The following is a 23,614-nucleotide window of genomic DNA, read 5'->3' on the forward strand; positions in this document are numbered from 1 at the left end:
AGGTGCAGACGCAAGGGGAGCCTGCGGACCCGGGCATGTCGGCGGTACGCGAAGCGCTGCGAGCGCGGCGCGAGCAGGCCGGGTCGCCGCCAGATTTTGCTGCCCTCGCTGACCGTCCAGCGCTGCAGCGGGCCGCGGTCGACACCTTTCCGCACGCGCACCGCTGGGTGAATCAGCTCCGGCTCGAGCAGCGCGATGAACGGGAAGGCAGCTTTCCGTATCGGCTGGTCCGTCAAGTCGCCGAGGACGTCGCCTTCGACCGGAGGGTGGACCCCGGGGCGGTGCGAGCCAGCGCCGTCGTACTGGAGGTCGAAGGCAACTGGTGGCACTTGTTGGCACCGGGAGCCGTGGGGTGCTCGCGCGCGGCAGCCGCCGATCCGACCACGGCGGAGCTCGTCCTGCGGCGGGCGTTCGAGTCCGGCCTGCGAGGTTGACCGGGGCCACCCCGGGTTCCCCGGACTCTGACGAAGAGCCCACGACTGCGTCCGAGCCCACCGACGACCGCGCCGACATTCCCATCGGTGGGGCCATCGGGAACGCCGAGGCTCCCGGTAGCCCCGCCGCCACGTCGGACGGTCTCAGGGTGGACGTCCCGCCGAGGGAGGAGTGCTGAGACGGGCGATGGCAGCGCGTCGCTGCCGAACGAAGGGAGCGCGGGCGGCTCTGAGCGACAGGGAACTTCGACTTGGATTGCGCGGTGCCCAGCGACCTCGACGAGTTCAGCTCTTACATCCGCGTGCCGCGCTAGACCTGTCCGTCCAACTGACCACACCCAGAAGCTGAGGTCGGACAGCGGGAAACGGACGCTGTCGCCTATGGCTCAGCGGAGGGAGTGACCCGAATGCCCGCTTCCGGGCTGTTTCGGCGTCATATCCGCCCGGCTCGGTGCCGATAACAGCAATCAGTTGTCATCGGCACCGCACAGGGCTGTCTCAGCAGGAGGGTGAGCTAGTGATCAACTCAAGCTTCTCGGTGTCGGGGTCAGCTGCCGCAGCCGCTCCGCGGCCGACGGCGCCGACGGCTGGTGTCACCGACCGCTGGAACGGCAAGGCCAACAACCTCGCCAACCTGACCGCCGCCGACCGCAGCCTGATCACTGACGCTCTCGGCGTCGACCTGAACGCCGACGGAGTCGACCCGAAGGGGCACGCCCTGGCCCCGATGCTGGTGCACATCATGGCGATCGACCGGGCACAGGGACGGCTCCCCGCCAGCCAGCCGATCTCGGCCGGCTACCTCCACAACCTCATCAGCGAGAACAGCGGCAGTTCCGACTTCGCGAACCTCAAGGCCGGCGTCGACAAGCTGATCGACGCCCTCGGCCGGCAGAGCCCGACCACCCGTTCCGAGCCCGCGGCTGCCGGGCCCGTACTCACCTCGGCATGGTCCGCCGGCCGGAGAAGCTCCGACGCAGTCTGACCTGTAGCTCTATCGCCCGCCCCTCCCCCAGGTGCACAGTGTCGAGCCAAGGAGTCATCGTGCATATTGGTCCTGCGAACTCGTACTTTCAGTCACTCAGCGCAGTTCGGCAGTCCGGCCCGCCGCCCTCTGCGACCGGACCATCCGAGAGCGGCGGTTTCGAGGCTGCCCTCGCCTCGGTGGCTTCCAAGCCGACGATGAGCGACGCCCAGCGTTACGCCCCGAACGGCGACAACTTGCTGAGCTACCTGACCCCCGGCGACCGGCAACTGCTGCAGGCCGCCACTGGGTATGAGATCTCCTCCGATGGCACAGTGCTGAACCCCGGCAAGGAGCCCGTCGACTCCATGATCGTGATCATGGCGATTCACCGGCAGAACGGTCAGCTGCAAGGTGAGGTCACGTCTGGCTACCTGACGGGCCTGTTCAGGCAGTACGCGGGCAGTTCGGACATGGCCGCATCGTTCTCTCCCGACCGACTCAACAAGGCTTTGGACCTACTGGCCGATCGGGATGCCCAGCGGGCCCAGGGCGTCACCCGGTCATCGTTCAACGTCGGCATCTGAGTCAGGTCGCCCGCGCCGCCGACCAGTTCCCCACAGGCCGGCGACGGTCACCCGACGAAGCCTGCGGCTGCGCGGGACCGCCAGCTGGCAGCGCTCACCCAGGCGCGCACCGAGCCGCCCCTGTCCGGTGGATGCGCTTGCTCTGACGAGCACGCACGCCAGACGCAACTCGCCCCCCCCCCCCCCAACGAACTGACCGATACCCAACCGTTTCCGGGCCGCCCAACCTTGAGAGGGCCCCTCGGGCTTCTTCCAGAGCTGCCCATGGGGCGCCGCTACGGGACCTCGCTTCTCACGCCGGACCGGTGAGCACCCATACGCTGGCCAGATGGTGCACCGGCGTCCACCGCTTCGATCGGCCCGGCGAGCAGTCCCTGGTGCAGTGGAACCCGCCGGCGCTGAGCACAAAACGATCGACGACCGGCGCCGGTCACCCCGCATGCCGACCTCACCAAGGGCAGCTGAGTCATGCAAGATCAGCGGGGCGACGTGGCATCGGGAAGTGTCTGCTTGATCGGATTAGCCACCCCTCGGTGGCACCGCGGCGCATGCGAATCGATCGGCAGGATCGCTGCGTTGGCTGTACTCAGCCTGTGTCCAGCGGCCTGTGCGGCCGCCGGCAGTTCCACCGGACCACTCCACTTCGACGAGTCGAAGGACATCGTGTGTGCACCGGCGGCCGACTGGCCTGATTCGGCACTGGGTCTGATGCTCCCCAGCGAGAGAGGCTCGAGTCCGGTCACCATCACGGACGTTGCGCCTGTCGACTCCGAGGGTGTCACCGTCAGCGGATATCACATGCTGACCTTCGAGAGCCCGCGGCGCGGTGTCTTGCTGGAGCACTTCCCGCCAACTGAGAAGTTCGGCTCAGAATGGCTGGACTCGGTGGACGCCATCGGGTTCACACTAAGACCTGACGGCAACTACGGCCTGGGCGCCGAAGCTGAGGTTCCCGCAGCAGGGAGCTCTTCGGTGGCAGGTTCTCCCTGACCGTCGATCTGTGTGACCGGAAATGGGTTCCGACACAGGGGCCCACAACCACCCGTTAACGGACTGACCGACACTCGACCGTTTTTGGTCCGATGAGCGTCAATCGGCCAAGATTGGGACCGGCGTCCGTGGTGGGTCCATCACTTAGACGCCGATCCGGCGGAACGGTGCGATCAGCGCATGCACCGCGTCGGTCGATCCCCAATCATCGTCGAACATCGCCATCAGCGCGAGGTGCTGACGCAGCTGCACGTAGGCGAGCCGGTCAGTCCAGCCCGGCTCGGCGCCGGTCAGCTCGCCGTACACAGCGAAAAACGTCGCGGCCTGGGTCGGGCGCGGTGTGGACCACAGGTGCGCGACGTCTACGTCGGCCCACGTGTATGAGACCGCTGGGTCGATGACGGCGGGCGAGCCGTCGTCGGTTGCGAGGATGTTGTCCTTCCAGAAGTCGCCGTGCGTCAAGCACGCAGATCGTGCCGGCATGAGGTCCGGCAGTGCCGCGCACAGCCGCTCGAGTGCGTTCCGGTCGGACGGGTCGAGTTTCGCTTCCACGCGCGGCTCGGGCAGCCAGCGCAGTACGCGGCACTCGGTGAAGAACTCGAAACCATCGTCGTGCCATGCGTTGCGCTGCGGCAAAGGCCCGATCCAGTTGTCGACCGGCCAGCCGAATCTGGGGTGCACCGTCGTCGCGTGCACGTGAGCGAGGTCCTGCGCGAGCCGCTCCCAGAACTCGACCGTTTCACCATGAGCTCGCAACAGGGAGAGGACGAGTAGTTCCGCGTCGCGGTACACGATCTGCGGGGTCGCCAGGCCCGCGGCGCGCAGCGCGTCGAGCCCGTCCCCCTCGGCGGCGAAGACCTCAGCACCAGGAGATTGAGCGAAGGTCTTCGCGAAGACGCTGCGGCCGTCCGCGAGCGAGGCAAACCCCGAGACGGCAGCGAAGCCCTGACTGGTTGGACGGACCTCGGTCACATCGAACCCGGCTCGGACCAGTTGGGCATTAAGCAGAGCAGCCGTCACAGATCTAGACGATACGTAGGAACAACCCGACCGGCCGACTTCCCGTTGCAAGACAGTCGCCATACCTGACCACGCCGCTCTTCGCCGACGATGATCACGTAACCATTGGCGAGCCCGCGAGGGCGTACTAGCGAAAGTCGGCCACCGTCACTCTGCGTACCGAAAACGGGTACCGAAACGGCGGCCCACAACCGCCCGTTACTGGACTGACCGATACCCGACCGTTTTCGGGCCGACGAGCGTCAGCGATGTGGACGGCCGCTCGGCGAGCGCGCGGGTGCGAAGATCAGGACGGCCACTCGCTGCGGAGGCGGCTGAACATTTGGATGTCGTGCCAACGACCGAACCGGAGCTCCGCCTGGCGGATGGTGCCCTCGTAGCTGAAGCCGGCTGCCTTGAGCGCACGCTGCTCTGCAGTGTTCTCGGCATTGGTCACTGCCTCGATGCGATTGGCGCTCGTCGTCTCGAACAGGTAGTCGCACAGCAGCTGCTGAGCGCGCGTTCCGATGCCCTGCCGGCGGTGTTCGGGGTGCACGGTGATCCCGATGTTCCAGGCCCGGGAGTACGGCGGCTTGGCCCAGTTGATGGCGCGCCAGCCCACCGACGCCAGACACGGACCGTCGCCGACCGCAGCGACCATCCAGCCGTCCTCGTCGCCCAGGTAGCCGTCCTCCTCGAAGCGGCGTCGCAGACTGACCTCCGACCGGTGTCCCGACCAGTTCCAGCCGCTCGCGTCACGGCTGCCCAACTGCTGAAGGACCGGTAGATCGATTTCTTGAAGGGGCCGTAACACCAGCTTGCGCAACAGGTCATCCCCCGCTGGCCTGTCCACCCAGTTGTCCAGTCCCGTGCTCACCTTGTTCCCTTCCATCACTGGCTTAAGTGGCATCAGCGGACATGGTGCCCACTGCGGGACCGGAGACACCCACACAGTACCGGCGGCGCCCCGGGCATGCTGACCGATAACGCCCGTTAACGAACTGACCACTACCCGACCGTTTTCGGGCCGCCGAGCGCCGCCTTGGACCGAAAGATCCCGAGGTGCCAAGTCGACGAGAGGCGCCACTTCCCGATGGTCCGATTTGTGGAGGTGGACGCACGGGCGCGGGCCGCGTGGCCCGGCGCAGCCGGCTCGCCGGGGGGGGGCGGGGGGGTGATCGCGCGTGGTCCTGGCCGCTCCTACATCGCGCGACCTCGTTCTCGACGAGCTCCTCACCCGGCAGGGCTGAGCTGATCTAGGCGAACGATGCGACGGGATCGCCGAAAGCGCCGTCGTCGGGGACCACACCGAGTCCGGGACCGGTCGGCACCTGGATGCGGCCGCCCTCGACCCGGACCGGGTGTGCCGAGTCGTAGTGGCGGTCCACGAAGGGTTCGGCGATCCAGGCGCCCTCGAGCAGGCGGGGGTGCACGGTCGCGGCGATGTGGACGCAGGCCGCCGCGATGATGTCCCCGCCCCAGGAGTCGTCGCAGGTGTGCGGCAGCGAGCGTGCCTCGCAGACGTCGCGGACGGTGGCCATGGCTCCGAGGCCGCCCAGCCGGGTGACCTTGAGTCCGAACCCGTCGCACACCCCGAGCGAGATCGCCCGCAGCACCTCGCCGAGGTTCTCGGTGCTCTCGTCCAGGTAGACCGGGTGGTCCAGCTGGGCGCGGATCGCGGCGATCTCCTCCATGGTGTTGCAGGGCTGCTCGAACGCGAACGGGATGTCGGCGCACTCCCGGTCGATCCGCAGGACGTCGCGCGTGAGCAGCGCCCGGTTGGCGTCGACGACGAGCGGTGTGCGGCCGGTCGCCTCCCACACCTTCCGGATCGCCTCGATGTCGATCTCGACCGGACGTCCACCGACCTTCATCTGGAGGCGGGGGTATCCCTGGGCGACCTTCTCCGCCGCGATGCGGGCGGTCTCGTCGGGGTCGTCGAGCGTCAGCGAGTAGTAAGAGTCGACCTGATCGGTCATCGCGCCGCCGAGCATGTCGCACACCCTCAGGCCGTGGGCCTTGCCGACCAGGTCGTACACCGCGATGTCGATCGCGGCCTTCGCGTAGTTGTGGCCGTGGAGCAGGCCGTGCAGCGCGCGCTGGACCGCCACGGGCCCGGTCACGGTCTGGCCGATCAGGCCCGGGGCCATCTGGGTCAGGGCCGCGCGAGCGCCGAGGGCGTGGGCTGGGGCGTGGGTCGGGCCGATGGGGCACGTCTCGCCCCATCCGGAGAGCCCGGTGTCCGACACGATCTGCACGACCGTCGAGTCCAGGGCGGTGTAGGCGCCCTCGGACAACCGGTAGACGGTGCCGTTCAACGGCAGGTCGACCTGGTAGAGGTGGATCTCGGCGATCCGCATGGTGGTCCTTCCGATTCGCCAGCTGACCGGCCTGCGGTTGCACGACCTCCGGCACTTCTTCGCCTTCGGCCTCATCGCCTCCGGCTGCGACGTGGTCACCGTCCAGCGCGCCATCGGGCACGCCTCGGCGACCACGACGTTGAACACCTACGGACACCTGTGGCCCGACGCCTACGACCGCACCGGGCCGCCACGGACGGCCTGATGTCCGCAGCACTCGACGATCCTGCGGACTCTGTGCGGACTGGACGTCTCTGACTAGCCGCTGACCTGCAGGTCCAGTGCCTGTCAGACGTTGAAGCGGAACTCCACGACGTCGCCGTCGGCCATGACGTAGTCCTTGCCCTCGATGCGCACCCAGCCGCGCGACTTGGCCTCGGCCATGGAGCCGGCCTCCATCAGCTGGTCGAAGCCGACGATCTCGGCCTTGATGAAGCCGCGCTGGAAGTCGGTGTGGATCACCCCGGCCGCCTCGGGCGCCGTCGCGCCGACCGGGATGGTCCAGGCCCGCGACTCCTTCGGGCCGGCGGTGAGGTACGTCTGCAGGCCCAGCGTGCGGAACCCGACCTTCGCCAGCTGGTCCAGCCCCGGCTCGTCCTGCCCGATCGAGGCGAGGAGCTCGGCGGCCTCGTCGGCGGGCAGCTCGATCAGCTCGGACTCGGTCTGCGCGTCCAGGAAGATCGCCTCGGCCGGCGCGACCAGGGCACGCAGCTCGTCGAGCTTCTCCTCGTTGGCCAGCTCGTCGGCGTCGACGTTGAAAACGTACAGGAACGGCTTGGTGGTCAGCAGCGACAGCTCGCGCAGCGGCTCGGGGTCGACCCCGGCGGCGAAGAGGGTCTTCCCCTCGTTCAGCACCGCCTGGGCGGCGACGGCGGCGTCATGCAGGGCCTTGCGGTCCTTGTCCTTGCGCGACTCCTTCTCCAGCCGCGGGACCGCCTTCTCCAGCGTCTGCATGTCGGCCAGCACGAGCTCGGTGTTGATCGTCTCGATGTCGTCGGCGGGGTCGACGCGGCCCTCGACGTGCACCACGTCGGGGTCGGTGAAGACCCGGATCACCTGGCAGATCGCGTCGCTCTCGCGGATGTTGGCCAGGAACTTGTTGCCCAGCCCCTGGCCCTCGCTGGCGCCGCGGACGATGCCGGCGATGTCGACGAAGCTCACCGTGGCCGGGATGATCTTCTGCGAGCCGAAGACCTCGGCCAGCTTCTCCAGGCGGGGGTCGGGGACACCCACGACGCCGACGTTGGGCTCGATCGTCGCGAACGGGTAGTTCGCCGCGAGCACGTCGTTCTTGGTCAGGGCGTTGAACAGCGTCGACTTGCCGACGTTGGGCAGGCCGACGATGCCGATGGTGAGACTCACGGGAGCACAGCCTAGGTGCACCCCGCCAGTCGGCCGCCGACGGCGAGCGGTCGGGCACGGAGGCGAGCCTCCCGTGCAGCACTCCGTACGGGGAGACGCGAGCCGGCGCCGGCGTCTGCCACGCGTCGCGGTCGATGCCGCCGCGGCAGCGGGCACGGGACCGTTGGCGGACGAACCTCCGGCGGGTCAGGCCGAGGCGGACACGTCCGTTGCCGGGGTGCGGGACGCCGCTGCACGGGCACTCCGCACCTGGCGGAGGCCCACGGCGACGACCACCCCGAGCCACGCCACCGCCAACGGCTGCACGAAGCCGCCGCCCACGGCGGTGATCCACCCACCCCCGATCCCGAACCAGAGCACCCACTGCAAGGGCGGGACGAACGCGAGCACGGCCGCGACCACGGCCTCGACGGCCAGCACCGCCCACGGGTGCCGGTGCCGGCGGCCCACCAGCACCCCCGCGACGAAGAGGACGCTGACCAGGGACACCAGCGCCCACGATCCCCACAGCTCGCCCGTGTCGACAGGCGGCGTCCGCTGGTTCCTCGTGTCGACGTACCACCCGGTCGCGCGCAGCAGCACCAGCAGCACGAGGATCCGAGCCAGTTGCAGCGCAGTCCTCCCTGTCCGCACGCCTGCTCCTCCCGTCGACGGGTCGGTTCCTCCGAGGTGGCACGTTGCCACCCGGCGAGCCGGAGGCCAACCGTGGCACTCCCCGCACGCGCCGGAACTGTCGGAGCCCGCGGGCACACTGCCGGGCACTCCGTCCGCAGCCCAGGGAGGCACGGTGTTCGACGAACCACGGGTGGCCGACCTCGACCTGGTCGACCTCGAGGGCGCCCTGCTGCGCGCCGCGGTCGGCGACTACGCGGCCGAGGCCGCCGTCCTGCTGCTGGCCAACGACGGCCACTGGCTGCCCCGGCTGCAGACGGCCGGCCTGATCACCATCGCCCTGGACGGCGCCCTCGACGGCGGGCCCTGGGCCGCCGTGCTGTGGCCGGAGCTGGACGGCGCCCTGCGCACCGGGGCGATCACCGGCACCGGCAGCCAGCGGCGGCTGCTGCGGGCCGCCGCCAGCCTCGCCGACGGCCAGTCCGTCGACCTCGCCGACCTGGCCGCCGGGCTGGACCGGGACGCCGTGCGGCTGCTTCTCGCCGCACTGTCGCACGCCGCCGGCAGCCACGAGCACCGCGCCGTCCACCGCGACGCCGACGGGGTGCCGCACGACGGGGAGCTGCTGGGCCCGGTGGTGCCGTGGGGTGCCGACGGCTGAACCGGCGGTCAGCCCGAGGCCGCTCCCGGCCCCGGGAGCAGGCCGCGCTCCACGGCCACCAGCACCGCCCGGGTGCGGTCATCGACGCCGAGCTTGGCGAACACCCGCAGCAGGTGGGTCTTCACCGTCGCCTCGCCGATGAACAGCTCGCGGCCGATCTGCGCGTTGGTCAGCCCCCGGGCCACCCCGGCCAGCACCTGCAGCTCCCGCTCGGTGGGCGCGTCGGCCGCCGGCGCCCGCATCCGCGAGAAGAGCTTCGCCGCCACCGGCGGGGCGAGCACGGTCTCCCCGCGGGCGGCCGCGCGCACCGCGTCGGCCAGGTGCGGCAGCGGGGTGTCCTTGAGCAGGTAGCCGGCCGCACCCGCCTCCACCGCGCGCACGATGTCGGCGTCGGTGTCGTAGGTGGTCAGCACGAGCACCCGGACGCCGGGGTGCGCGGCGAGGATGCGGCCGGTCGCGGTGACGCCGTCCATCCGCGGCATCCGCAGGTCCATCAGGACGACGTCCGGCCCGTGCTCGGCGACCGCCGCCAGGGCCGCCAGCCCGTCGCCCGCCTCGCCGACGACGTCCAGGTCCGGCTGCGCGGCCAGCCAGCCGACGAGCCCGCCACGCACCACCGGGTGGTCGTCGACGACCAGCACCCGGGTGGTGGTCATGGCGCCGGCACCCGCACGGTCACCCGGGTGCCCTCTCCCGGTGCCGAGACCACGTCGACCGCGCCGCCCACCTCGGCTGCCCGATCGCGCAGGCCGGCCAGGCCGACCCCGGCCGATGTCGCCGGGTCGAAGCCCACCCCGTCGTCCGCCACGTGCACCGACACCTGGCCCGCCTCCTCAGCGCCCACCCGGCTGACCTGCAGCACCACCGCGCTGGCGGCGGCGTGCCGGCGCACGTTGGCCAGCGCCTCCTGCGCGCCGCGCAGCAGCACGATCTCCTCCGCACGACTCAGGCCCGGCAGCGCATCGAGCGCCGCGAGGTCGACCCGGATGGCGATCCCGGTCTCCCGGCCGAACCGCTCCACCAGCCGCTGCAGCGCCTCCAGCAGCGTCGTGGAGTCCAGCGGCACCGGCGCGAACGCCGCCACCATCGCCCGGGCCTCGACGAGGTTGTCCCGGGCCACCTCCTCGATCAGCGCCAGCCGTTCGGCGGCGGCCGCCGGGTCGGTGTCCACCTGTGCCGCGGCGGTCTGGGCGAGGACCACGATGCTGGTGTAGCCCTGCGCCAGCGTGTCGTGCACCTCGCGGGCCAGCCGTTCCCGCTCCGCCGCCACCCCCTGCTCGCGGTGCGCCGCGGCGAGCTCGACCCGGGTGTCCTCCAGCTCCCGGATCAGCTGCGCGCGCTCGCGGCTCTGCTGCAGCACCCGGCTCAGCCACAGGCCCAGGGCCAGGCTGAACACCAGCCCGACCGAGGTCTGCACGATGCCCGAGAACGGCTCGGTGCCGCGGGTCCACGAGACCGTCGGCCCAGCCGTGCTGGCCAGCGCCAGCAGGACCGTCCAGGTGGCGCCCGGCCGAGCCGACTCGACCAGGAACCAGACCTGCGAATAGGCGAGGAAGAGCAGGAACAGCAGCTCCGGTGCGTGCCAGCCGAGCACGGCGAAGACCCCCACCAGGACCGTGAGGTACCCGACCGCCCGCCGCGGGTGGTCCTCGCCGATGGCGGGGGCGCCGAGCACGAGGTAGGCGACCACCAGCACCGCGAGAGCGCCCAGGGTGACCGCCCGCGAACCCTCCACCCGGGCGACGAAGGTGGCCAGCACCGCGACGCCGAGCATCACCACGAAGACCACGTGCAGGCCGACCACCGTGGCCCGCCAGCTGCGGTCGGACAGCGGTGCGCCGCCGTCGTCCCCGCCCCGGGCGGGGACGACGGCGGCGCGGAGCCGGGCGGCCAGGTTCACCCGTCGGCCTGTCTCATCGATCGGCCGAGCGCCAGCGGAAGGTCCGGGTGCACACCACGACACCGATGATCACCCACGCGACCAGCACCAGGGCAGTCCTGCCGTGCTCCCATCCCCCCGCCACCTCGAACGCCGCCGCCTGGTCGGGCAGGAACGCCGAGCGCATGCCCTGGGTGAGCCACTTCAGCGGGAAGACCGCCGCCACCTGCTGCATCCAGCCCGGCAGCTCGGGGAAGGCGAAGAACACCCCGCTGAAGAACTGCAGCACCACCGCGAAGGCCGTCACCCCGGTGGTCAGCGACTGGGCGCTGCCGGGCAGCGCGGCCACGGCGATGCCGAGCACCGTGCCGGCCAGGGAACCGAGCACGGCGACCCAGCCGAACGTCGCCCAGGCCCCGGCGCCCGCCGGCAGCGGGACGTCGTAGCCCCAGTGCGCCACCGGCAGCAGCAGGGCCAGTTGCACCGCCGTCGTCACCAGCACGAGCCCGGCCTTGCCGGCGAAGTAGGCGACCGGCGGGGTGCCCAGCACCTGCAGCCGTTCCAGCTGACCGGCCTCCCGTTCCGCGGCGATCGAGGTGGCGATCGACTGGAAGCTGCTCAGCATGATGCCGGTGGCGGCGATGCCGGCCAGGAAGTACTGCGGGAACGGGACGCCGCCGGGCAGCACGTCACCGCCCAGCACCGAGCCGAAGACCACCATCATCACGATCGGGTAGGCGAAGGAGAACACCACCTGCTGGCGCTCCCGCGCGAACAGCCGCAGCTCCAGCCGGGTGCGGGCCAGCGCGATCCGCGCGGCGGACGGCGGGACCGGCCGGGTGGTGGAGGGCGCCAGGACGGCGGTCATCGGGTCTCTCCCTGCAGGTCGGTGGTCCCGGTGGGGGCGGCGCCGACGAGGGCGAGGTAGACGTCCTCCAAGCCGGGCCGGGTGACGGACAGGTCGGGCACCTCGCCGGTGGGCTGCGCGGCGAGCAGGTCGCGCAGCACGGCGGCCGGGCTCTCGGTGCGCACCTCGCGGCGCACGCCGCTCTCGGTCCAGCGGACGGTGGCCCGGCGGCGCAGCGCCGCCCCGAGCTCGTCGGGCGGCGCGACCTCGACCAGCCGCCCGCCGCTGACCACCCCGACCCGGTCGGCGAGCTCGGCGGCCTCGTCCAGGTAGTGGGTGGTGAGCAGCACCGTCGTCCCGTCCACCCGCAGACCGCGGACCAGCTCCCAGAACTGCCGCCGGGCGACCGGGTCCATCCCGGTGGTCGGCTCGTCGAGGAAGACCAGCTCCGGCCGGCCCTGCACCCCCAGCGCCACCGCCAGCCGGCGGCGCTGCCCACCGGAGAGCCTCCCCACCCGGGTGCCGGCCTGCTCGGTGAGCCCGACCGCGGTCAGCAGCTCGTCCGTGGGTCGCGGAGTGGCGTGGTAGGTGGTGAAGTGGTCCAGCGCCTCGCGCACGGTCAGCGCCTGCGCGGCGCCCTCACCCTGGCTGACCACCCCGATCCGGGCGCGCCAGGTGCGGCCGGCGGTGGCCGGGTCCACGCCGAGGACGCCGACCTCCCCGCCGTCCCGGCTCCGGACGCCTTCCAGGATCTCGATCGTCGTGGTCTTGCCGGCACCGTTGGGCCCCAGCAGGGCGAAGCACTCCCCCCGGTGCACCTCGAGGTCCAGCCCCTCGAGCACCGCCCGGCCGCCGTAGCGCTTCCCCAGGCCGCGCACGCTGATCGCCGGCGGCCCTCCGGTGGTCGTCGCCGCGAGCGGCGCCGCCTCTGTCGTCGTCATGGCCCGAGCCTGTCCGCGGTGGGCGGATGCCGGGACCGTCGAGCCGTGGGTCCGCCGTCCACCGATCGGTGGACGGCAGCCGCCCACCGCCGTGTCCGATACCCGCCAGTGGCCGGCTCGGGGCGGTGCCATGCTCGACGCCGTGACCGAGCTGCTGGACGCCGAGCGCTGCTACCGCGCAGTCGCCAGCCGCGATGCCCGCTTCGACGGTTGGTTCGTCACCGCCGTGCACAGCACCGGCATCTACTGCCGCCCCTCCTGCCCGGCGCGCACCCCGCTGCAGCGCAACGTCTCCTTCCACACCACCGCCGCCGGCGCCCAGGCCGCGGGCTTCCGCGCCTGCCGGCGCTGCCGGCCCGACGCCGTTCCCGGCTCGCCGGCGTGGGACGTGCGCGCCGACGTCGTCGCCCGGGCGATGCGGCTGATCGCCGACGGCGAGGTGGAGCGCGCCGGGGTCGGCGGGCTGGCCGCGCGGCTGGGCTACTCCGAACGGCAGCTGCACCGGCTGCTCACCGCCGAACTGGGCGTCGGCGCGCTGGCGCTGGCCCGCGCGCAGCGGGCGCAGACCGCGCGGGTGCTCATCGAGACCACCGCGCTCCCGATGGCCGACGTCGCCTTCGCCGCCGGCTTCGCCAGCATCCGGCAGTTCAACGACACCATCCGGTCGGTGTTCGCGACCACCCCCACCGCGCTGCGCCCGGCCACCCCGCGCGGCGACGGCGGCGGCCCCGGCCGGCTCACCCTCCGGCTGGCCGCCCGGGCACCGTTCGCCGCCGACGAGGTGCTGCTCTTCCTCGGCGCGCACGCCACCCCCGGGCTGGAGGAGTGGGACGGCACCACGTTCTCCCGGGTGCTCGCGCTGCCGCACGGCCCGGCCGTCGTCCGGCTCTCCCCCGCCCCGGACGGCGGGCCGGCGGTCACCGCACAGCTGCGGCTCACCGACCTGCGCGACCTGGGCACGGCGGTGTCCCGCTGCCGCCGGCTGCTCGACCTCGACGCCGACCCGGCCGCCGTGGACGAGCTGCTCGGCGCCGACCCGGCGCTTGCCCCCTTGGTGGCCACCGCCCCCGGACGCCGGGTGCCGGCCTCCCCCGATGCCGCGGAGCTCGCCGTGCGGGCGGTGCTGGGCCAGCAGGTGTCGGTGGCCGGCGCCCGGACGCTGACCGCCCGGCTGGTCACCGCGGCCGGGCGGCCCCTCGCCGAGCCCGTCGGCACGCTCACGCACGCCTTCCCCGCTGCGGAGGACCTGGCCGGCGCCGACCTCACCGCCGTCGGCCTGACCGGCGCGCGCCGGCGGACGGTCACCGCGCTGGCCACCGCGCTCGCCGACGGCACGGTGGCCCTCGGGCCCGGCGTCGACCGCGACGAGGCGGAGCGGGCGCTGCTCGCCCTGCCCGGCATCGGCCCGTGGACCGCCGCCCTGGTCGGCCTGCGCGGCCTCGCCGACCCCGACGTCTGGCTCCCCGGCGACCTCGCGCTGCGCCGCAGCCTCGCCGCGCTCGGCAGCTCCGACGCCGACGCCGCCACCCGCTGGCGACCGTGGCGCTCCTACGCCGTGATGCACCTGTGGGCGCTCGCCGTCCCGTCCCTGTTCACCCGCGGCCCCCTCCCCGAACGGAGCGCCTCATGACCCCTGCCCGGACGCCCCCTGCCCGGTACGCCACCGTCACCACCCCACCCGGCCCGTTCACCGTGCTGGTCGACGACGAGGTGGTGCTCGCCAGCGGCTGGACGGCCGACGTCGGCGACCTGCTCCCGGTGGTGCACCCGGCCCTGCGCCCCGACGCGGTGGAGCCCGCCGGCCGGCTGCCGGTCCTGGACGCCGTCGAGGCGTTCGCCGCGGGCGAGGTGGCCGCGATCGACGGGGTGCCGGTGCGGCAGCGCTCCGGCCCGTTCCTCACCGAGGCGTGGGACGTGCTCCGCACCGTGCCGGCCGGGCGCCCGGACACCTACGCCCAGTTCGCCGTCCGCTGCGGGCGGCCGGCGGCGGTGCGCGCCGCGGCGGGCGCGTGCGCCCGGAACGCCGCGGCGCTGTTCGTGCCCTGCCACCGGGTGCTCGCCACCGGGGGCGGGCTGGGCGGCTTCCGCTGGGGCACCCCGGTGAAGCGCTGGCTGCTCGACCACGAGGCCGCCCACACCGCCCCCCTCCCCCAGGCATAGGCGGCCTTGCACCCGGTTCTGCGGCGAGAACCGGGTGCAAAGCTCCTATGCCTCGCGAGGCGCGGCCGCACATGACCCGGAACTGTCGGTGGGGTCGGGCAGGCTCCCCGACCATGGACGCCGCCTCCCTGCTGCTCGGGCTCCTGCTCGGTGCCCTGCTCGCCACCGCGATCACCCTGGGCCTCGTCGCGCTGCGCGGCCGGTCCGCTGCCGCACCCGACGCGCTGGAGCCGGTGCACGAGTCGCTCGACCACCTGCACCGGCTGCTGGCCGGCATCGAGCGCGACCGGGCCACCGCGCACGGGGAGCTGCGCGAGCAGGTCGGCACCATCGGCCAGACCTCCGCCCTCCTGCGCCAGGAGACCGCGGCGCTGGTCACCGCCCTGCGCACCCCGCACGTGCGGGGCCGGTGGGGCGAGCTCCAGCTGCGCCGGGTGGTCGAGGTGGCCGGCCTGCTCGAGCACTGCGACTTCGTGGAGCAGCCGGGCGCCACCACCGCCGAGGGCGTCGCCGTCCGGCCCGACCTGGTGGTCACCCTCGCCGACGGCCGGCAGGTGGTCGTCGACGCCAAGGTCCCCTTCACCGGCTACATCGAGGCGGTGCAGGCCACCGACCCCGCGGTGCGCGCCCAGCGGGTCGCCGACCACGCGCGGCAGCTGCGCACCCACGTCGACGTCCTCGCCGCCCGCCGGTACCCGACCGCGTTCGGCACCGCGGCACCGTTCACCGTGCTGTTCGTCCCCTCCGACGGCTTCCTCACCACCGCCCTGGAGGCCGAGCCGGCGCTGCTGGAGCACGGCTTCGGCCGCGACGTCGTCATCGCCACCCCGAGCACGCTGCTGGCCCTGCTGCGCACCGTCGCCTACTCCTGGCGCCAGGAGCGGCTCGCCCAGGACGCCGCCGCCGTGCTCGAGGTCGGCCGCACGGTGCACGCCCGGCTGGGCACCCTCTCCGGGCACCTCACCCGGCTGGGCTCGGCGCTGGGCTCTGCACTGACCCGCTACAACGAGACGGTCGGTTCCTACGAGCGCTCGGTGCTCTCCGCCGCCCGCCGCTTCGACGAGCTCGGTGTCGCCGCCGACCCGGTGCCCACCCCGCCATCGGCGGAGACCGCCGTCCGCGCCCTGCGGTCGGTGCCCGACGTGCCGCCGAGCACCGCGCGCCCGCCGACGGCCCCGCCCGACGACAGCGAGCTCACCGCGCGTCCGACGTCCGAGCGGGACGGCACCAGCGGCTGACGGGCCGTCCGTCGCCGCCGCCGTTCCGCAACGGCTGGGACGGCGGTGAGGGATGGTGCGACTGGGGCCGGACCCCACAGAATCCGCCACGTCGCCGGTGTCGACACGGGCACATCTGACCCGCCGCTGCGTCCAGGCTCCAGCGTCTACTCAGGAAGGGCCGTTACCGTGGCCCGACCGGTGAGGGGCGCACCTCCTCCCGAGGACGAGGAGGTGCACGATCACTCCGGTCAGTGTCGATGCCAGGCTCCAGGACAGGCGGGAGGACGCCATGCGGGCAGAACGCAGCGACACCGGCGCAGCCGCGGGCCGCTCGTACCCCTCGCCGCGGGCGTCCAGCGGTGGCGCACCGCGTGGCCGCGACCCGCTGCCGCGCGACGCACGCGGCCGGGCTCCCGACCGCGGGCGCGCTCCCGAGCGCCGCCGCCCCGACCCCCGCGGCACCGACCCGTGGGAGGCCACCGGCGCCCGCCGCCCGGCCGACCTGGACCCGCGCCGGCCGCGGGACTCCCGTCCGGTGCCCCCGCAGCGCCGCAACGCGCCGGCCGAGGCACCCCGCCGCGGCGGCTCGTCGACGGCCGGCCGCCCGGCGTCGACCACCGGCCCCCGGGTGCCCGGTCTGGTCGCGGTCTTCGGCGCCTTCCTGGTCACGCTCGCCGCGGCCGCCGCCGACTCCTACATCGGGATCGGCCTGGGCACGCTCACCCTCGTGGTGCTCACGGCGAGCAGCGGCTTCGCCGCCCTCGTCGTCCGCCGCCGGGACCTGATGACCGTCCTGGTCTCCCCGCCGCTGGTGTTCATCGGTGTCGCCCTGCTCAACATCGCCCTGGCCCCCTCGGCGACGTTCACCCTGCCGACGCTGGCCACCCTGCTGGTGCGCGGCTTCCCGGCGATGGCGATCGCCACCTGCGCCGCCGTCGCCGTCTGGCTGTTCCGGCTGGTCACCCGCCGCTGACGGCCCGCCTCGAACGCAGACGGCCCGGCACCCCTTCCAGGGTGCCGGGCCGTCCGTCGTCGCGGGGGCTACTCGGTGTCGACCGCCAGAGCCGCACGGCGCGTCTTGAGCTCGTGCGGCAGCGCGAAGACCAGCCGCTCCTCGGCCGCCTTCACCGTCTCCACGTCGGCATAGCCGCGGGCCGCCAGCCAGTCGAGCACCTCGCTGACGAGGATCTCCGGCACCGAGGCGCCGCTGGTCACGCCCACGGTGGCGACGCCGTCGAGCCACGCCTCGTCGACCTCCGAGGCGAAGTCGACCAGGTGCGAGTCGCGGGCGCCGGCCTCCAGCGCCACCTCGACCAGGCGCACCGAGTTCGACGAGTTCGTCGACCCGACCACCAGCACCAGGTCACACTCGGCGGCCATCTGCTTGACCGCCTGCTGACGGTTCTGCGTGGCGTAGCAGATGTCGTCGCTGGGCGGGCTCTGCAGGCCGGGGAAGCGGGTCTTCAGCGAGTCGACCGTCGCCAGCGTCTCGTCGACCGACAGAGTCGTCTGGGACAGCCAGACGACCTTCTCCGGGTCGCGCACCTGGACGTTGGCGATGTCCTCGGGACCGTCGACGAGCTGGGTGTTCGCCGGGGCCTCGCCCATCGTGCCCTCGACCTCCTCGTGCCCGCGGTGGCCGATCAGCAGGATGTCGTAGTCGTCCTTGGCGAACCGCTTCGCCTCCATGTGCACCTTGCTCACCAGCGGGCAGGTCGCGTCGATGGTCCGCAGCGACCGTTCGGCGGCCTGGGTCTTCACCGCCGGGGAGACCCCGTGCGCGCTGAAGACGACGACCGAGCCCTCGGGCACCTCGTCGGTCTCGTCGACGAAGACCGCGCCGCGCCGCTCGAGCGTGGCCACCACGTGCTTGTTGTGGACGATCTGCTTGCGGACGTAGACCGGCGCCCCGTGGATCTCCAGGGCCCGCTCGACCGCCACCACCGCCCGGTCCACGCCGGCGCAGTAGCCCCGGGGGTCGGCCAGCAGGACTCGTCCACGCGGTTCAGCCATGCCCCCATGGTAAGTGCGCAGCGCGCACGTGCGGCGGCGTCGAGACGAGGACCACCCCGGGCGCCGTCCCTCCACCGGGCGGCAGCGCGCCTGCTGGGGCTGCCGTGCGCCGCCCGGTACGGCACGCTGGGGCCATGGCTCGAGAGATCCCCGAGGTGGTCCGCGCGGCCGCCGGACTGGCCGCCACCGTGCTGGACGAGGCGCGCAAGCTGCCCGAGACGCTGCCCGGACTGCCGGTGCGGCTGATCGGCCAGGCACTGCAGACGTCACTGCGGCTGCAGCAGCAGTACTCGGGGCTGGTCGCCCGCGGCGACGAGCTGTTCACCGGGCTGCGCGGCGACGCCGAGCCGGGCATGGCCACCTTCGACGACGACCTCCCCGGCCCGTCCTCGCCGACCGGCAGCCCGGCCCCGCGCGGCTCCGCGTTCGACCGGGTCGCCGACCTCCCGGAGGAGACCGACGCCGACGAGCGCGCCGACGTGCTGGCCGACGACCTCGCGGTCGACGCGCTGCCGGTGGCCGACGCCGAGGTGCTCCCGGACGACGTCGCCGTTGCCGTGCTGGACGACAGCGCCCCCACCGTCGACGAGATCACCCCGGCCGAGGTCGCCGCGCTGCCCGGCGACCCGGCCGCCGACGCGATCACCGCGGTGGTCGACGAGCTGGCCGACGACGTGGCCGAGGAGATCGCCGAGGAGGTCCCCGACGCCGTGCCCGACGAGGTGCTGGCCGACCTCACCGCCGACACCGTCGCCGACGTCGCCGAGGACGAGCAGGCGATCGAGGACGCCGTCGCCGACGAGGTGGTCGCCGACGCCGTCGTCGGGGGCCCTGCACCCGAAGACACCGCACCCGACGACACCGCAGCGGACGACACCGCACGGGACGACACCGCACGGGACGACGCCGCACTCGAGGAGGCGGCCGAGGAGCTCGTCGACCTCGGTGGACCCGAGGCGGCGGAGAGCGTGACCCCGGGCAGCCCGGTGACCGACAGCGCGGCGAGCGAGCCGCTGGTGCCCGCCGGCGAGCAGCCCGCGGTGTCCGCCCCGGTCGAGGGCTACGACTCCTTCAGCATCCCCGCGCTGCGCGGTCACCTGCGCTCCTACCCGACCGAGACGGTCGCCGACCTGCTCGACTACGAGCGGGCCACCCGGGCGCGGGCGCCGTACGTGACGCTGCTGCAGAACCGGCTGGAGAAGCTGAACGCCGACCGCGGCTGACCCGCGCCGCCCGCCGGACCGGGCACCCCCGTGGCGCAGCCGCAGGCGATGCCAGGATCTGCACCGTCCGGCGGGCGGCGCCGGCGCACCGAGCGGGGGAAGCCAGTGACCGACAGCAGCAGGCACGGCGACACGCCGCGGCGACGGCGGGCCGGGCTGTTCAGCCTGCTGCTCGGGCTGGTGGTCGTCGTCCTGGCGGCCGGTGCTGTCCTGGTGGTCCGGGAGGCCCGCTCTTCCGCGCCCACCGTCGCCGCCGTCACCACCCCCGCTCCCGAGCCGTCCGCGGCCCCGGCGCCGCCGGTCGTCACCCCCGCGCCGAGCACGCCGGCCGAGCCGACCTTCGACCGGACCCAGCTCTCCCTCGACGACCCGGCCAGCCTCTGGGTGGTGGTGAACAAGACCCGCCCGCTCAACCCGATCGACCACGCGCCCACCGACCTGGTCCCGGTCGGCGACGGGTACCTGCTGCGGGCCGAGGCTGCGCAGGCGATGGACGCGATGCTCGCCGCCGCGGCGGACCAGGGTCTCTCCCTCAGCGTGCAGAGCGCCTACCGCTCGTACGACTACCAGGTCGGCCTCTTCGACGCCCAGGTCAGCCGGTTCGGAGAGGAGCAGGCCGAGGTCCAGGTGGCCCGCCCCGGCTACAGCGAGCACCAGACCGGTCTGGCGGCGGACGTCGGCGGCGGTGGCTGCGACATCGAGACCTGCTTAGCGACCACCCCCGAGGGCCGGTGGGTGGCCGACCACGGCGCGGAGTTCGGCTACGTCGTGCGGTACCCGGAGGGGGCACAGGACGTGACCGGCTTCAAGTACGAGCCCTGGCACGTGCGGTACGTGGGCACCGCGCTGGCCACCGAGCTGCAGCGCTCCGGAGCGTCCACCCTGGAGGAGTTCTTCGGGCTGCCCGCTGCCCCCGGGTACCCGGGCTGATGAAGGACCTCGCCCCCCTCACCCCTCGCACGCTCGCGGCGAGCCTCTGGGCGAGGCCGTTCCGGCACGTCACTCCGCACGTGACACCCTCGGTCGGGTGACCAGTCCGTCGTCCCCCGAGTCGCCGTGGCCGGTGCGCACCGTCGCCCGCAAGGTCGCCGAGTGGATCGGCCGGCTCGGTGAGGTGTGGGTCGAGGGCCAGGTCGCGCAGCTGTCCCGCCGCGGCGCGGCGGCGACGGTCTTCCTGACCCTCCGCGACCCGGCGGCCGACCTGTCGGTGCCGGTCACCTGCCACCGCGACGTCGCCGACCGGCCCGGGCTCGAGCTGACCGAGGGCGCCCGGGTGATCGTCCGCGCCCGGCCGGACTACTACGTGGCCCGCGGCTCCTTCTCGCTGCGGGCCACCGAGATCCGCGCGGTGGGCCTCGGTGAGCTGCTGGCCCGGATCGAGCGGATCCGCCGGCTGCTGACCGCCGAAGGGCTGTTCGACGCCCACCGCAAGCGGCCGCTGCCCTTCGCGCCCGCCGTCGTCGGGGTGATCACCGGCCGGGACAGCGCCGCCGAGCGCGACGTCCTGGTCACCGCCCGCCGTCGTTGGCCCGCCATCCGCTTCGCGGTGCACAACTGCGCGGTCCAGGGGCCCACGGCCGCGGAGTCGGTGATCGCCGGGCTGCAGCGGCTGGACGCCGACCCGGCCGTCGAGGTCATCGTGCTCGCCCGCGGCGGTGGCTCGGTGGAAGACCTGCTGCCCTTCTCCGACGAGGGGCTGGTGCGGGCCATCGCCGCCTGCCGCACCCCGGTGGTCACCGCCGTCGGCCACGAGACCGACACCACGTTGGTCGACCACGTCGCCGACGTCCGGGCGGCCACGCCCACCGACGCCGCGCACCGCGTGGTGCCCGAGATCGGCGAGCAGCGGCGGCTGGTCGAGGGGCTGCGGGCGCGCGCCCGGCACCTGGTCGGCGCCCGGCTGGAGCAGCAGGAGCGCTGGCTGGAGTCGGTGCGCAGCCGCCCGGTGCTGGCCGACCCGGGGCGACTCCTGGCCGGCCGCGCCGACGACGTCACCGCGCTGCGGCAGCGCGCCACCCGCACGGTCACCCACCGGGTGGAGGTCGCCGAGCGCGACCTGGAGCACGCCCGGGCCCGGGTGACCGCGCTGTCCCCCGCCGCCACGCTGCAGCGCGGCTACGCGGTCGTGCAGCGGGCCGACGGCGCGCTGGTGCGCGACCCGGCGGAGGTCGGTGACGACGAGCAGCTGCAGGTGCGGGTCGCGGGTGGCCGGTTGCCGGTGCGCGTCGACAGGCAGGATGGGCACCCGTGAGCGAGACCCCCGCACCGGAGAACGCCGAGCCGACCCAGACCTACGAGCAGGCCCGCGAGGAGCTCGCCGACGTCGTCCGTCGGCTGGAGGCGGGAGGCCTGACCCTCGAGGAGTCGCTCGCGCTGTGGGAGCGCGGCGAGCAGCTGGCCGAGATGTGCCAGCACTGGCTGGACCGGGCCCGCGAGCGCCTCGCCGCCGCCACCCCCACCGAGGACTGAGCAGGGCCCCCCTCCTCCCCACCCCCTCGCAGGCTCGGGGCGGTGCCCTGGAGGGGGCCGTTCAGGGGGCGAGGGGCTTCACGGCGGCGGCGAGCTGCTCGAGCTCGGTGTCGGTCGCCGACCCCGTCACCAGCAGCGTCGAGGGGCCCTCGGTGCGGGTCAGCACCGTCTCCCCGCGCGCGCTGGTCAGCCGCTGCCAGGTCTTGTCGTCCACCTCGGTGGAGCCGCCACCCGTCGCGTCGCCGAGCACGTCGGTGAGGGCGGCGGCGTCCGGGTCGTCGCTCACCACGAACCCGGCGTACTCCTCGCCCGGGGTGTACCAGCCGATCTGCAGCGTCACCGGAGCCTGCACGTCGGTGCGCACGCTGGTCGGCCGCCACGAGTCGGGCAGGTCCTGCGGCACCGGCAGCGGGTGGCCCGCGGCGGCCGCCGTGCGCTCGACCGTGCCGGCGATGGCGACCTCCCGGATCGGGTCCTCCGGGTTCTGCCGCAGCGCGGTGACCCCGACGATGACCAGGCAGATCACCACCAGGGGCAGCAGCGACCGGACCATGTTCGCCGGGGTGAACCGCTGCATGCGGTCGACCGGCGGCGCGCTCGCCCCGGCCGCCGACGGCGCGGCGGCAGCAGGTGCGGACGGCGCGTCGGTCGCGGCGGCGTCGTCGGTGGTGGTCCGGGGGCGGTGCTCGCCGGCTCGCTGGGTGTGGTCCTGGTCGGCGGCCTGGCCGGTCTCGGGCATGCCCCTAGGATCGCAGCACCGTGCCACCACCCTGCCGCACAGCGCCGTGCGGACGTCAGGAGGACCCGTGTCCCTGCCCCTGCCCGACGGTCCGCTGCCGACCCGGCCCCCGTCGACGCTCCGCGCCGACCGCCCCGCCCCCGATCGCAACCTCGCCCTGGAGCTGGTGCGGGTCACCGAGGCCGCCGCGCTCGCCGCCGGCCGGTGGGTCGGGCGTGGCGACAAGAACCGCGGTGACGGCGCGGCGGTCGACGCGATGCGGGCGCTGATCGGCACCGTCCACATGCGCGGCGTCGTCGTCATCGGCGAGGGCGAGAAGGACGAGGCGCCGATGCTCTACAACGGCGAGCACGTCGGCGACGGCTGGGGCACCGACTACGACGTCGCCGTCGACCCGATCGACGGCACCACGCTGATGGCCAAGGGCATGCCCAACGCGATCGCGGTGATGGCCGTCGCCGACCGCGGCGCGATGTACGACCCCTCGGCGGTCTTCTACATGGACAAGATCGCCACCGGTCCGGCCGCGGCCGACGTCGTCGACATCACCGCACCGGTGGCCGAGAACATCCGCAAGGTCGCGAAGGCCAAGCGCAGCTCGGTCGGCGACGTCACCGTGTGCATCCTCGACCGGCCGCGCCACGAGCAGCTGGTGAGCGAGGTCCGCGAGGCCGGTGCCCGGATCAAGTTCATCACCGACGGCGACGTCGCCGGCGCGATCGCCGCCGCCCGCGAGGGCACCGGTGTCGACCTGCTGATGGGCATCGGCGGCACCCCGGAGGGGATCATCACCGCCTGCGCCCTCAAGTGCATGGGCGGCGCGCTGCAGGGTCGGCTCTGGCCGCGCGACGACGCGGAGCGGCAGAAGGCGCTCGACGCCGGGCACGACCTGGACCGGGTGCTGACCATCGACGACCTGGTGCAGGGCGACGTCTTCTTCGTGGCCACCGGCATCACCGACGGCGAACTGCTGCGCGGCGTCCAGTACCGGGCCGGCGGGGCCACCACGCAGTCGCTGGTCATGCGGTCGCGGTCGGGCACGATCCGCTCGATCGACAGCCTGCACTCGCTGGCCAAGCTCAACGAGTACTCGGCCGTGCCCTTCGGCGACGAGGCACCGACGGAGGCATAGGAGGCTCTGCACCCGGTCCGGG

The 23,614-nt window shown here is 73.4% G+C and carries 25 protein-coding genes; 14 read left to right on the forward strand and 11 right to left on the reverse strand.

Annotation, left to right across the window (positions count from 1 at the left end; all coding sequences use genetic code 11):
• Positions 1 to 35: 35 nt before the first annotated feature.
• The 3 genes from ACI79Y_RS05810 to ACI79Y_RS05820 all read left to right on the forward strand — a co-directional run bounded on the left by ACI79Y_RS05810 (position 36) and on the right by ACI79Y_RS05820 (position 1,985).
• Positions 36 to 434 (forward strand): hypothetical protein, encoded by a 399-nt coding sequence (locus ACI79Y_RS05810; RefSeq protein WP_457157560.1) that lies wholly within the window; start codon positions 36 to 38, stop codon positions 432 to 434.
• A 451-nt stretch (positions 435 to 885) separates the two neighbouring features.
• Positions 886 to 1,419 carry a hypothetical protein gene (locus tag ACI79Y_RS05815; protein WP_457157561.1) on the forward strand — a complete coding sequence of 178 codons (534 nt, stop codon included), beginning with the start codon at positions 886 to 888 and terminating at the stop codon, positions 1,417 to 1,419.
• Between the two features lie 179 nt (positions 1,420 to 1,598).
• Positions 1,599 to 1,985, forward strand: a complete 387-nt coding sequence (locus ACI79Y_RS05820; RefSeq protein WP_457157562.1) for a hypothetical protein — start codon at positions 1,599 to 1,601, stop codon at positions 1,983 to 1,985.
• Positions 1,986 to 3,119: 1,134 nt separating this feature from the next.
• On the opposite strand, the gene ACI79Y_RS05825 is transcribed toward ACI79Y_RS05820, so the two are convergent.
• From ACI79Y_RS05825 to ACI79Y_RS05835, 3 genes are all read right to left on the reverse strand, one after another.
• Entirely contained in the window at positions 3,120 to 3,995 is an 876-nt protein-coding gene (locus tag ACI79Y_RS05825; RefSeq protein ID WP_457157563.1) for a fructosamine kinase family protein, read from the reverse strand.
• Between the two features lie 286 nt (positions 3,996 to 4,281).
• Positions 4,282 to 4,851: a GNAT family N-acetyltransferase gene (locus ACI79Y_RS05830; protein ID WP_457157564.1), complete on the reverse strand. Its 570-nt coding sequence runs from the start codon at positions 4,849 to 4,851 to the stop codon at positions 4,282 to 4,284.
• Between the two features lie 379 nt (positions 4,852 to 5,230).
• Positions 5,231 to 6,334 (reverse strand): mandelate racemase/muconate lactonizing enzyme family protein, encoded by a 1,104-nt coding sequence (locus tag ACI79Y_RS05835; RefSeq protein ID WP_457157565.1) that lies wholly within the window; start codon positions 6,332 to 6,334, stop codon positions 5,231 to 5,233.
• Here ACI79Y_RS05835 and ACI79Y_RS05840 point away from each other — a divergent pair.
• Positions 6,333 to 6,539 carry a tyrosine-type recombinase/integrase gene (locus ACI79Y_RS05840; protein ID WP_457157566.1) on the forward strand — a complete coding sequence of 69 codons (207 nt, stop codon included), beginning with the start codon at positions 6,333 to 6,335 and terminating at the stop codon, positions 6,537 to 6,539. The genes ACI79Y_RS05835 and ACI79Y_RS05840 overlap by 2 nt on opposite strands.
• A gap of 83 nt (positions 6,540 to 6,622) precedes the next feature.
• On the opposite strand, the gene ychF is transcribed toward ACI79Y_RS05840, so the two are convergent.
• Together ychF and ACI79Y_RS05850 are read right to left on the reverse strand one after the other, a co-directional pair.
• Positions 6,623 to 7,696: a redox-regulated ATPase YchF gene (gene ychF / locus ACI79Y_RS05845; protein ID WP_457083052.1), complete on the reverse strand. Its 1,074-nt coding sequence runs from the start codon at positions 7,694 to 7,696 to the stop codon at positions 6,623 to 6,625.
• A 186-nt stretch (positions 7,697 to 7,882) separates the two neighbouring features.
• Entirely contained in the window at positions 7,883 to 8,329 is a 447-nt protein-coding gene (locus ACI79Y_RS05850; protein ID WP_457157567.1) for a hypothetical protein, read from the reverse strand.
• 154 nt (positions 8,330 to 8,483) lie between these two features.
• Here ACI79Y_RS05850 and ACI79Y_RS05855 point away from each other — a divergent pair, with 154 nt between their 5' ends.
• A complete protein-coding gene (locus tag ACI79Y_RS05855) occupies positions 8,484 to 8,969 on the forward strand; it encodes a hypothetical protein (protein ID WP_457157568.1) in 486 nt (161 codons plus the stop codon).
• An 8-nt stretch (positions 8,970 to 8,977) separates the two neighbouring features.
• Here the strand turns inward: ACI79Y_RS05855 and ACI79Y_RS05860 are convergent, their stop codons facing one another.
• Genes ACI79Y_RS05860 through ACI79Y_RS05875 form a run of 4 tightly spaced genes read right to left on the reverse strand, consistent with a single transcriptional unit; the run spans position 8,978 to position 12,636 of the window.
• The gene (locus tag ACI79Y_RS05860; protein WP_457157569.1) at positions 8,978 to 9,625 is read right to left on the reverse strand and encodes a response regulator; all 648 of its coding nucleotides are present in this window, start codon (positions 9,623 to 9,625) and stop codon (positions 8,978 to 8,980) included.
• Positions 9,622 to 10,869, reverse strand: coding sequence for a sensor histidine kinase (locus tag ACI79Y_RS05865; RefSeq protein WP_457157570.1), 1,248 nt, complete (start codon positions 10,867 to 10,869; stop codon positions 9,622 to 9,624). Before ACI79Y_RS05865 ends, ACI79Y_RS05860 begins: the two co-directional genes overlap by 4 nt.
• Positions 10,870 to 10,882: 13 nt before the next feature.
• Positions 10,883 to 11,716 (reverse strand): ABC transporter permease, encoded by an 834-nt coding sequence (locus ACI79Y_RS05870; protein WP_457157571.1) that lies wholly within the window; start codon positions 11,714 to 11,716, stop codon positions 10,883 to 10,885.
• Positions 11,713 to 12,636 (reverse strand): ABC transporter ATP-binding protein, encoded by a 924-nt coding sequence (locus ACI79Y_RS05875; RefSeq protein WP_457157572.1) that lies wholly within the window; start codon positions 12,634 to 12,636, stop codon positions 11,713 to 11,715. Before ACI79Y_RS05875 ends, ACI79Y_RS05870 begins: the two co-directional genes overlap by 4 nt.
• 142 nt (positions 12,637 to 12,778) lie before the next feature.
• Here ACI79Y_RS05875 and ACI79Y_RS05880 point away from each other — a divergent pair, with 142 nt between their 5' ends.
• From ACI79Y_RS05880 to ACI79Y_RS05895, 4 genes are all read left to right on the forward strand, one after another.
• Positions 12,779 to 14,266 (forward strand): AlkA N-terminal domain-containing protein, encoded by a 1,488-nt coding sequence (locus tag ACI79Y_RS05880; protein WP_457157573.1) that lies wholly within the window; start codon positions 12,779 to 12,781, stop codon positions 14,264 to 14,266.
• On the forward strand, positions 14,263 to 14,796 hold the full coding sequence (locus tag ACI79Y_RS05885) for a methylated-DNA--[protein]-cysteine S-methyltransferase (RefSeq protein ID WP_457157574.1): 534 nt from the start codon (positions 14,263 to 14,265) through the stop codon (positions 14,794 to 14,796). The genes ACI79Y_RS05880 and ACI79Y_RS05885 overlap by 4 nt, the downstream gene beginning before the upstream one ends.
• Positions 14,797 to 14,909: 113 nt before the next feature.
• Complete coding sequence (locus ACI79Y_RS05890; protein ID WP_457157575.1) at positions 14,910 to 16,034, forward strand: DNA recombination protein RmuC; 1,125 nt, start codon at positions 14,910 to 14,912, stop codon at positions 16,032 to 16,034.
• Positions 16,035 to 16,305: 271 nt separating this feature from the next.
• Positions 16,306 to 16,989: a DUF6542 domain-containing protein gene (locus ACI79Y_RS05895; protein WP_457157576.1), complete on the forward strand. Its 684-nt coding sequence runs from the start codon at positions 16,306 to 16,308 to the stop codon at positions 16,987 to 16,989.
• A gap of 68 nt (positions 16,990 to 17,057) precedes the next feature.
• On the opposite strand, the gene ACI79Y_RS05900 is transcribed toward ACI79Y_RS05895, so the two are convergent.
• The gene (locus ACI79Y_RS05900; protein ID WP_457157577.1) at positions 17,058 to 18,029 is read right to left on the reverse strand and encodes a 4-hydroxy-3-methylbut-2-enyl diphosphate reductase; all 972 of its coding nucleotides are present in this window, start codon (positions 18,027 to 18,029) and stop codon (positions 17,058 to 17,060) included.
• A gap of 134 nt (positions 18,030 to 18,163) precedes the next feature.
• Between ACI79Y_RS05900 and ACI79Y_RS05905 the strand changes: the two genes are divergently transcribed.
• The 4 genes from ACI79Y_RS05905 (at position 18,164) to ACI79Y_RS05920 (ending at position 21,721) form a co-directional block, all read left to right on the forward strand.
• Positions 18,164 to 19,252: a hypothetical protein gene (locus ACI79Y_RS05905; RefSeq protein ID WP_457157578.1), complete on the forward strand. Its 1,089-nt coding sequence runs from the start codon at positions 18,164 to 18,166 to the stop codon at positions 19,250 to 19,252.
• A gap of 105 nt (positions 19,253 to 19,357) precedes the next feature.
• Positions 19,358 to 20,182: a M15 family metallopeptidase gene (locus ACI79Y_RS05910; protein WP_457157579.1), complete on the forward strand. Its 825-nt coding sequence runs from the start codon at positions 19,358 to 19,360 to the stop codon at positions 20,180 to 20,182.
• 97 nt (positions 20,183 to 20,279) lie between these two features.
• A complete protein-coding gene (gene xseA, locus ACI79Y_RS05915; protein WP_457157580.1) occupies positions 20,280 to 21,503 on the forward strand; it encodes an exodeoxyribonuclease VII large subunit in 1,224 nt (407 codons plus the stop codon).
• Positions 21,500 to 21,721, forward strand: a complete 222-nt coding sequence (locus ACI79Y_RS05920; RefSeq protein WP_457157581.1) for an exodeoxyribonuclease VII small subunit — start codon at positions 21,500 to 21,502, stop codon at positions 21,719 to 21,721. The genes xseA and ACI79Y_RS05920 overlap by 4 nt, the downstream gene beginning before the upstream one ends.
• Before the next feature lie 61 nt (positions 21,722 to 21,782).
• Here the strand turns inward: ACI79Y_RS05920 and ACI79Y_RS05925 are convergent, their stop codons facing one another.
• Positions 21,783 to 22,460: a DUF4245 domain-containing protein gene (locus tag ACI79Y_RS05925; protein ID WP_457157582.1), complete on the reverse strand. Its 678-nt coding sequence runs from the start codon at positions 22,458 to 22,460 to the stop codon at positions 21,783 to 21,785.
• Positions 22,461 to 22,527: 67 nt separating this feature from the next.
• On the opposite strand from ACI79Y_RS05925, the gene glpX reads away from it, so the two are divergent.
• A complete protein-coding gene (gene glpX, locus ACI79Y_RS05930; protein WP_457157583.1) occupies positions 22,528 to 23,592 on the forward strand; it encodes a class II fructose-bisphosphatase in 1,065 nt (354 codons plus the stop codon).
• Positions 23,593 to 23,614 lie beyond the last annotated feature (22 nt).

This window comes from Modestobacter sp. SYSU DS0875 (assembly GCF_054050915.1).

Coding starts and splice junctions, on each gene's coding strand:
- ACI79Y_RS05835 (WP_457157565.1), bottom strand. CDS start 6,334: ATGCGGATCGCCGAGATCCACCTCTACCAGGTCGACCTGCCGTTGAAC.
- ACI79Y_RS05870 (WP_457157571.1), bottom strand. CDS start 11,716: ATGACCGCCGTCCTGGCGCCCTCCACCACCCGGCCGGTCCCGCCGTCC.
- ACI79Y_RS05885 (WP_457157574.1), top strand. CDS start 14,263: ATGACCCCTGCCCGGACGCCCCCTGCCCGGTACGCCACCGTCACCACC.
- ACI79Y_RS05925 (WP_457157582.1), bottom strand. CDS start 22,460: ATGCCCGAGACCGGCCAGGCCGCCGACCAGGACCACACCCAGCGAGCC.
- ACI79Y_RS05860 (WP_457157569.1), bottom strand. CDS start 9,625: ATGACCACCACCCGGGTGCTGGTCGTCGACGACCACCCGGTGGTGCGT.
- ACI79Y_RS05890 (WP_457157575.1), top strand. CDS start 14,910: ATGGACGCCGCCTCCCTGCTGCTCGGGCTCCTGCTCGGTGCCCTGCTC.
- ACI79Y_RS05810 (WP_457157560.1), top strand. CDS start 36: ATGTCGGCGGTACGCGAAGCGCTGCGAGCGCGGCGCGAGCAGGCCGGG.
- ACI79Y_RS05895 (WP_457157576.1), top strand. CDS start 16,306: ATGCGGGCAGAACGCAGCGACACCGGCGCAGCCGCGGGCCGCTCGTAC.
- ACI79Y_RS05905 (WP_457157578.1), top strand. CDS start 18,164: ATGGCTCGAGAGATCCCCGAGGTGGTCCGCGCGGCCGCCGGACTGGCC.
- ACI79Y_RS05875 (WP_457157572.1), bottom strand. CDS start 12,636: ATGACGACGACAGAGGCGGCGCCGCTCGCGGCGACGACCACCGGAGGG.
- ACI79Y_RS05900 (WP_457157577.1), bottom strand. CDS start 18,029: ATGGCTGAACCGCGTGGACGAGTCCTGCTGGCCGACCCCCGGGGCTAC.
- ACI79Y_RS05840 (WP_457157566.1), top strand. CDS start 6,333: ATGGTGGTCCTTCCGATTCGCCAGCTGACCGGCCTGCGGTTGCACGAC.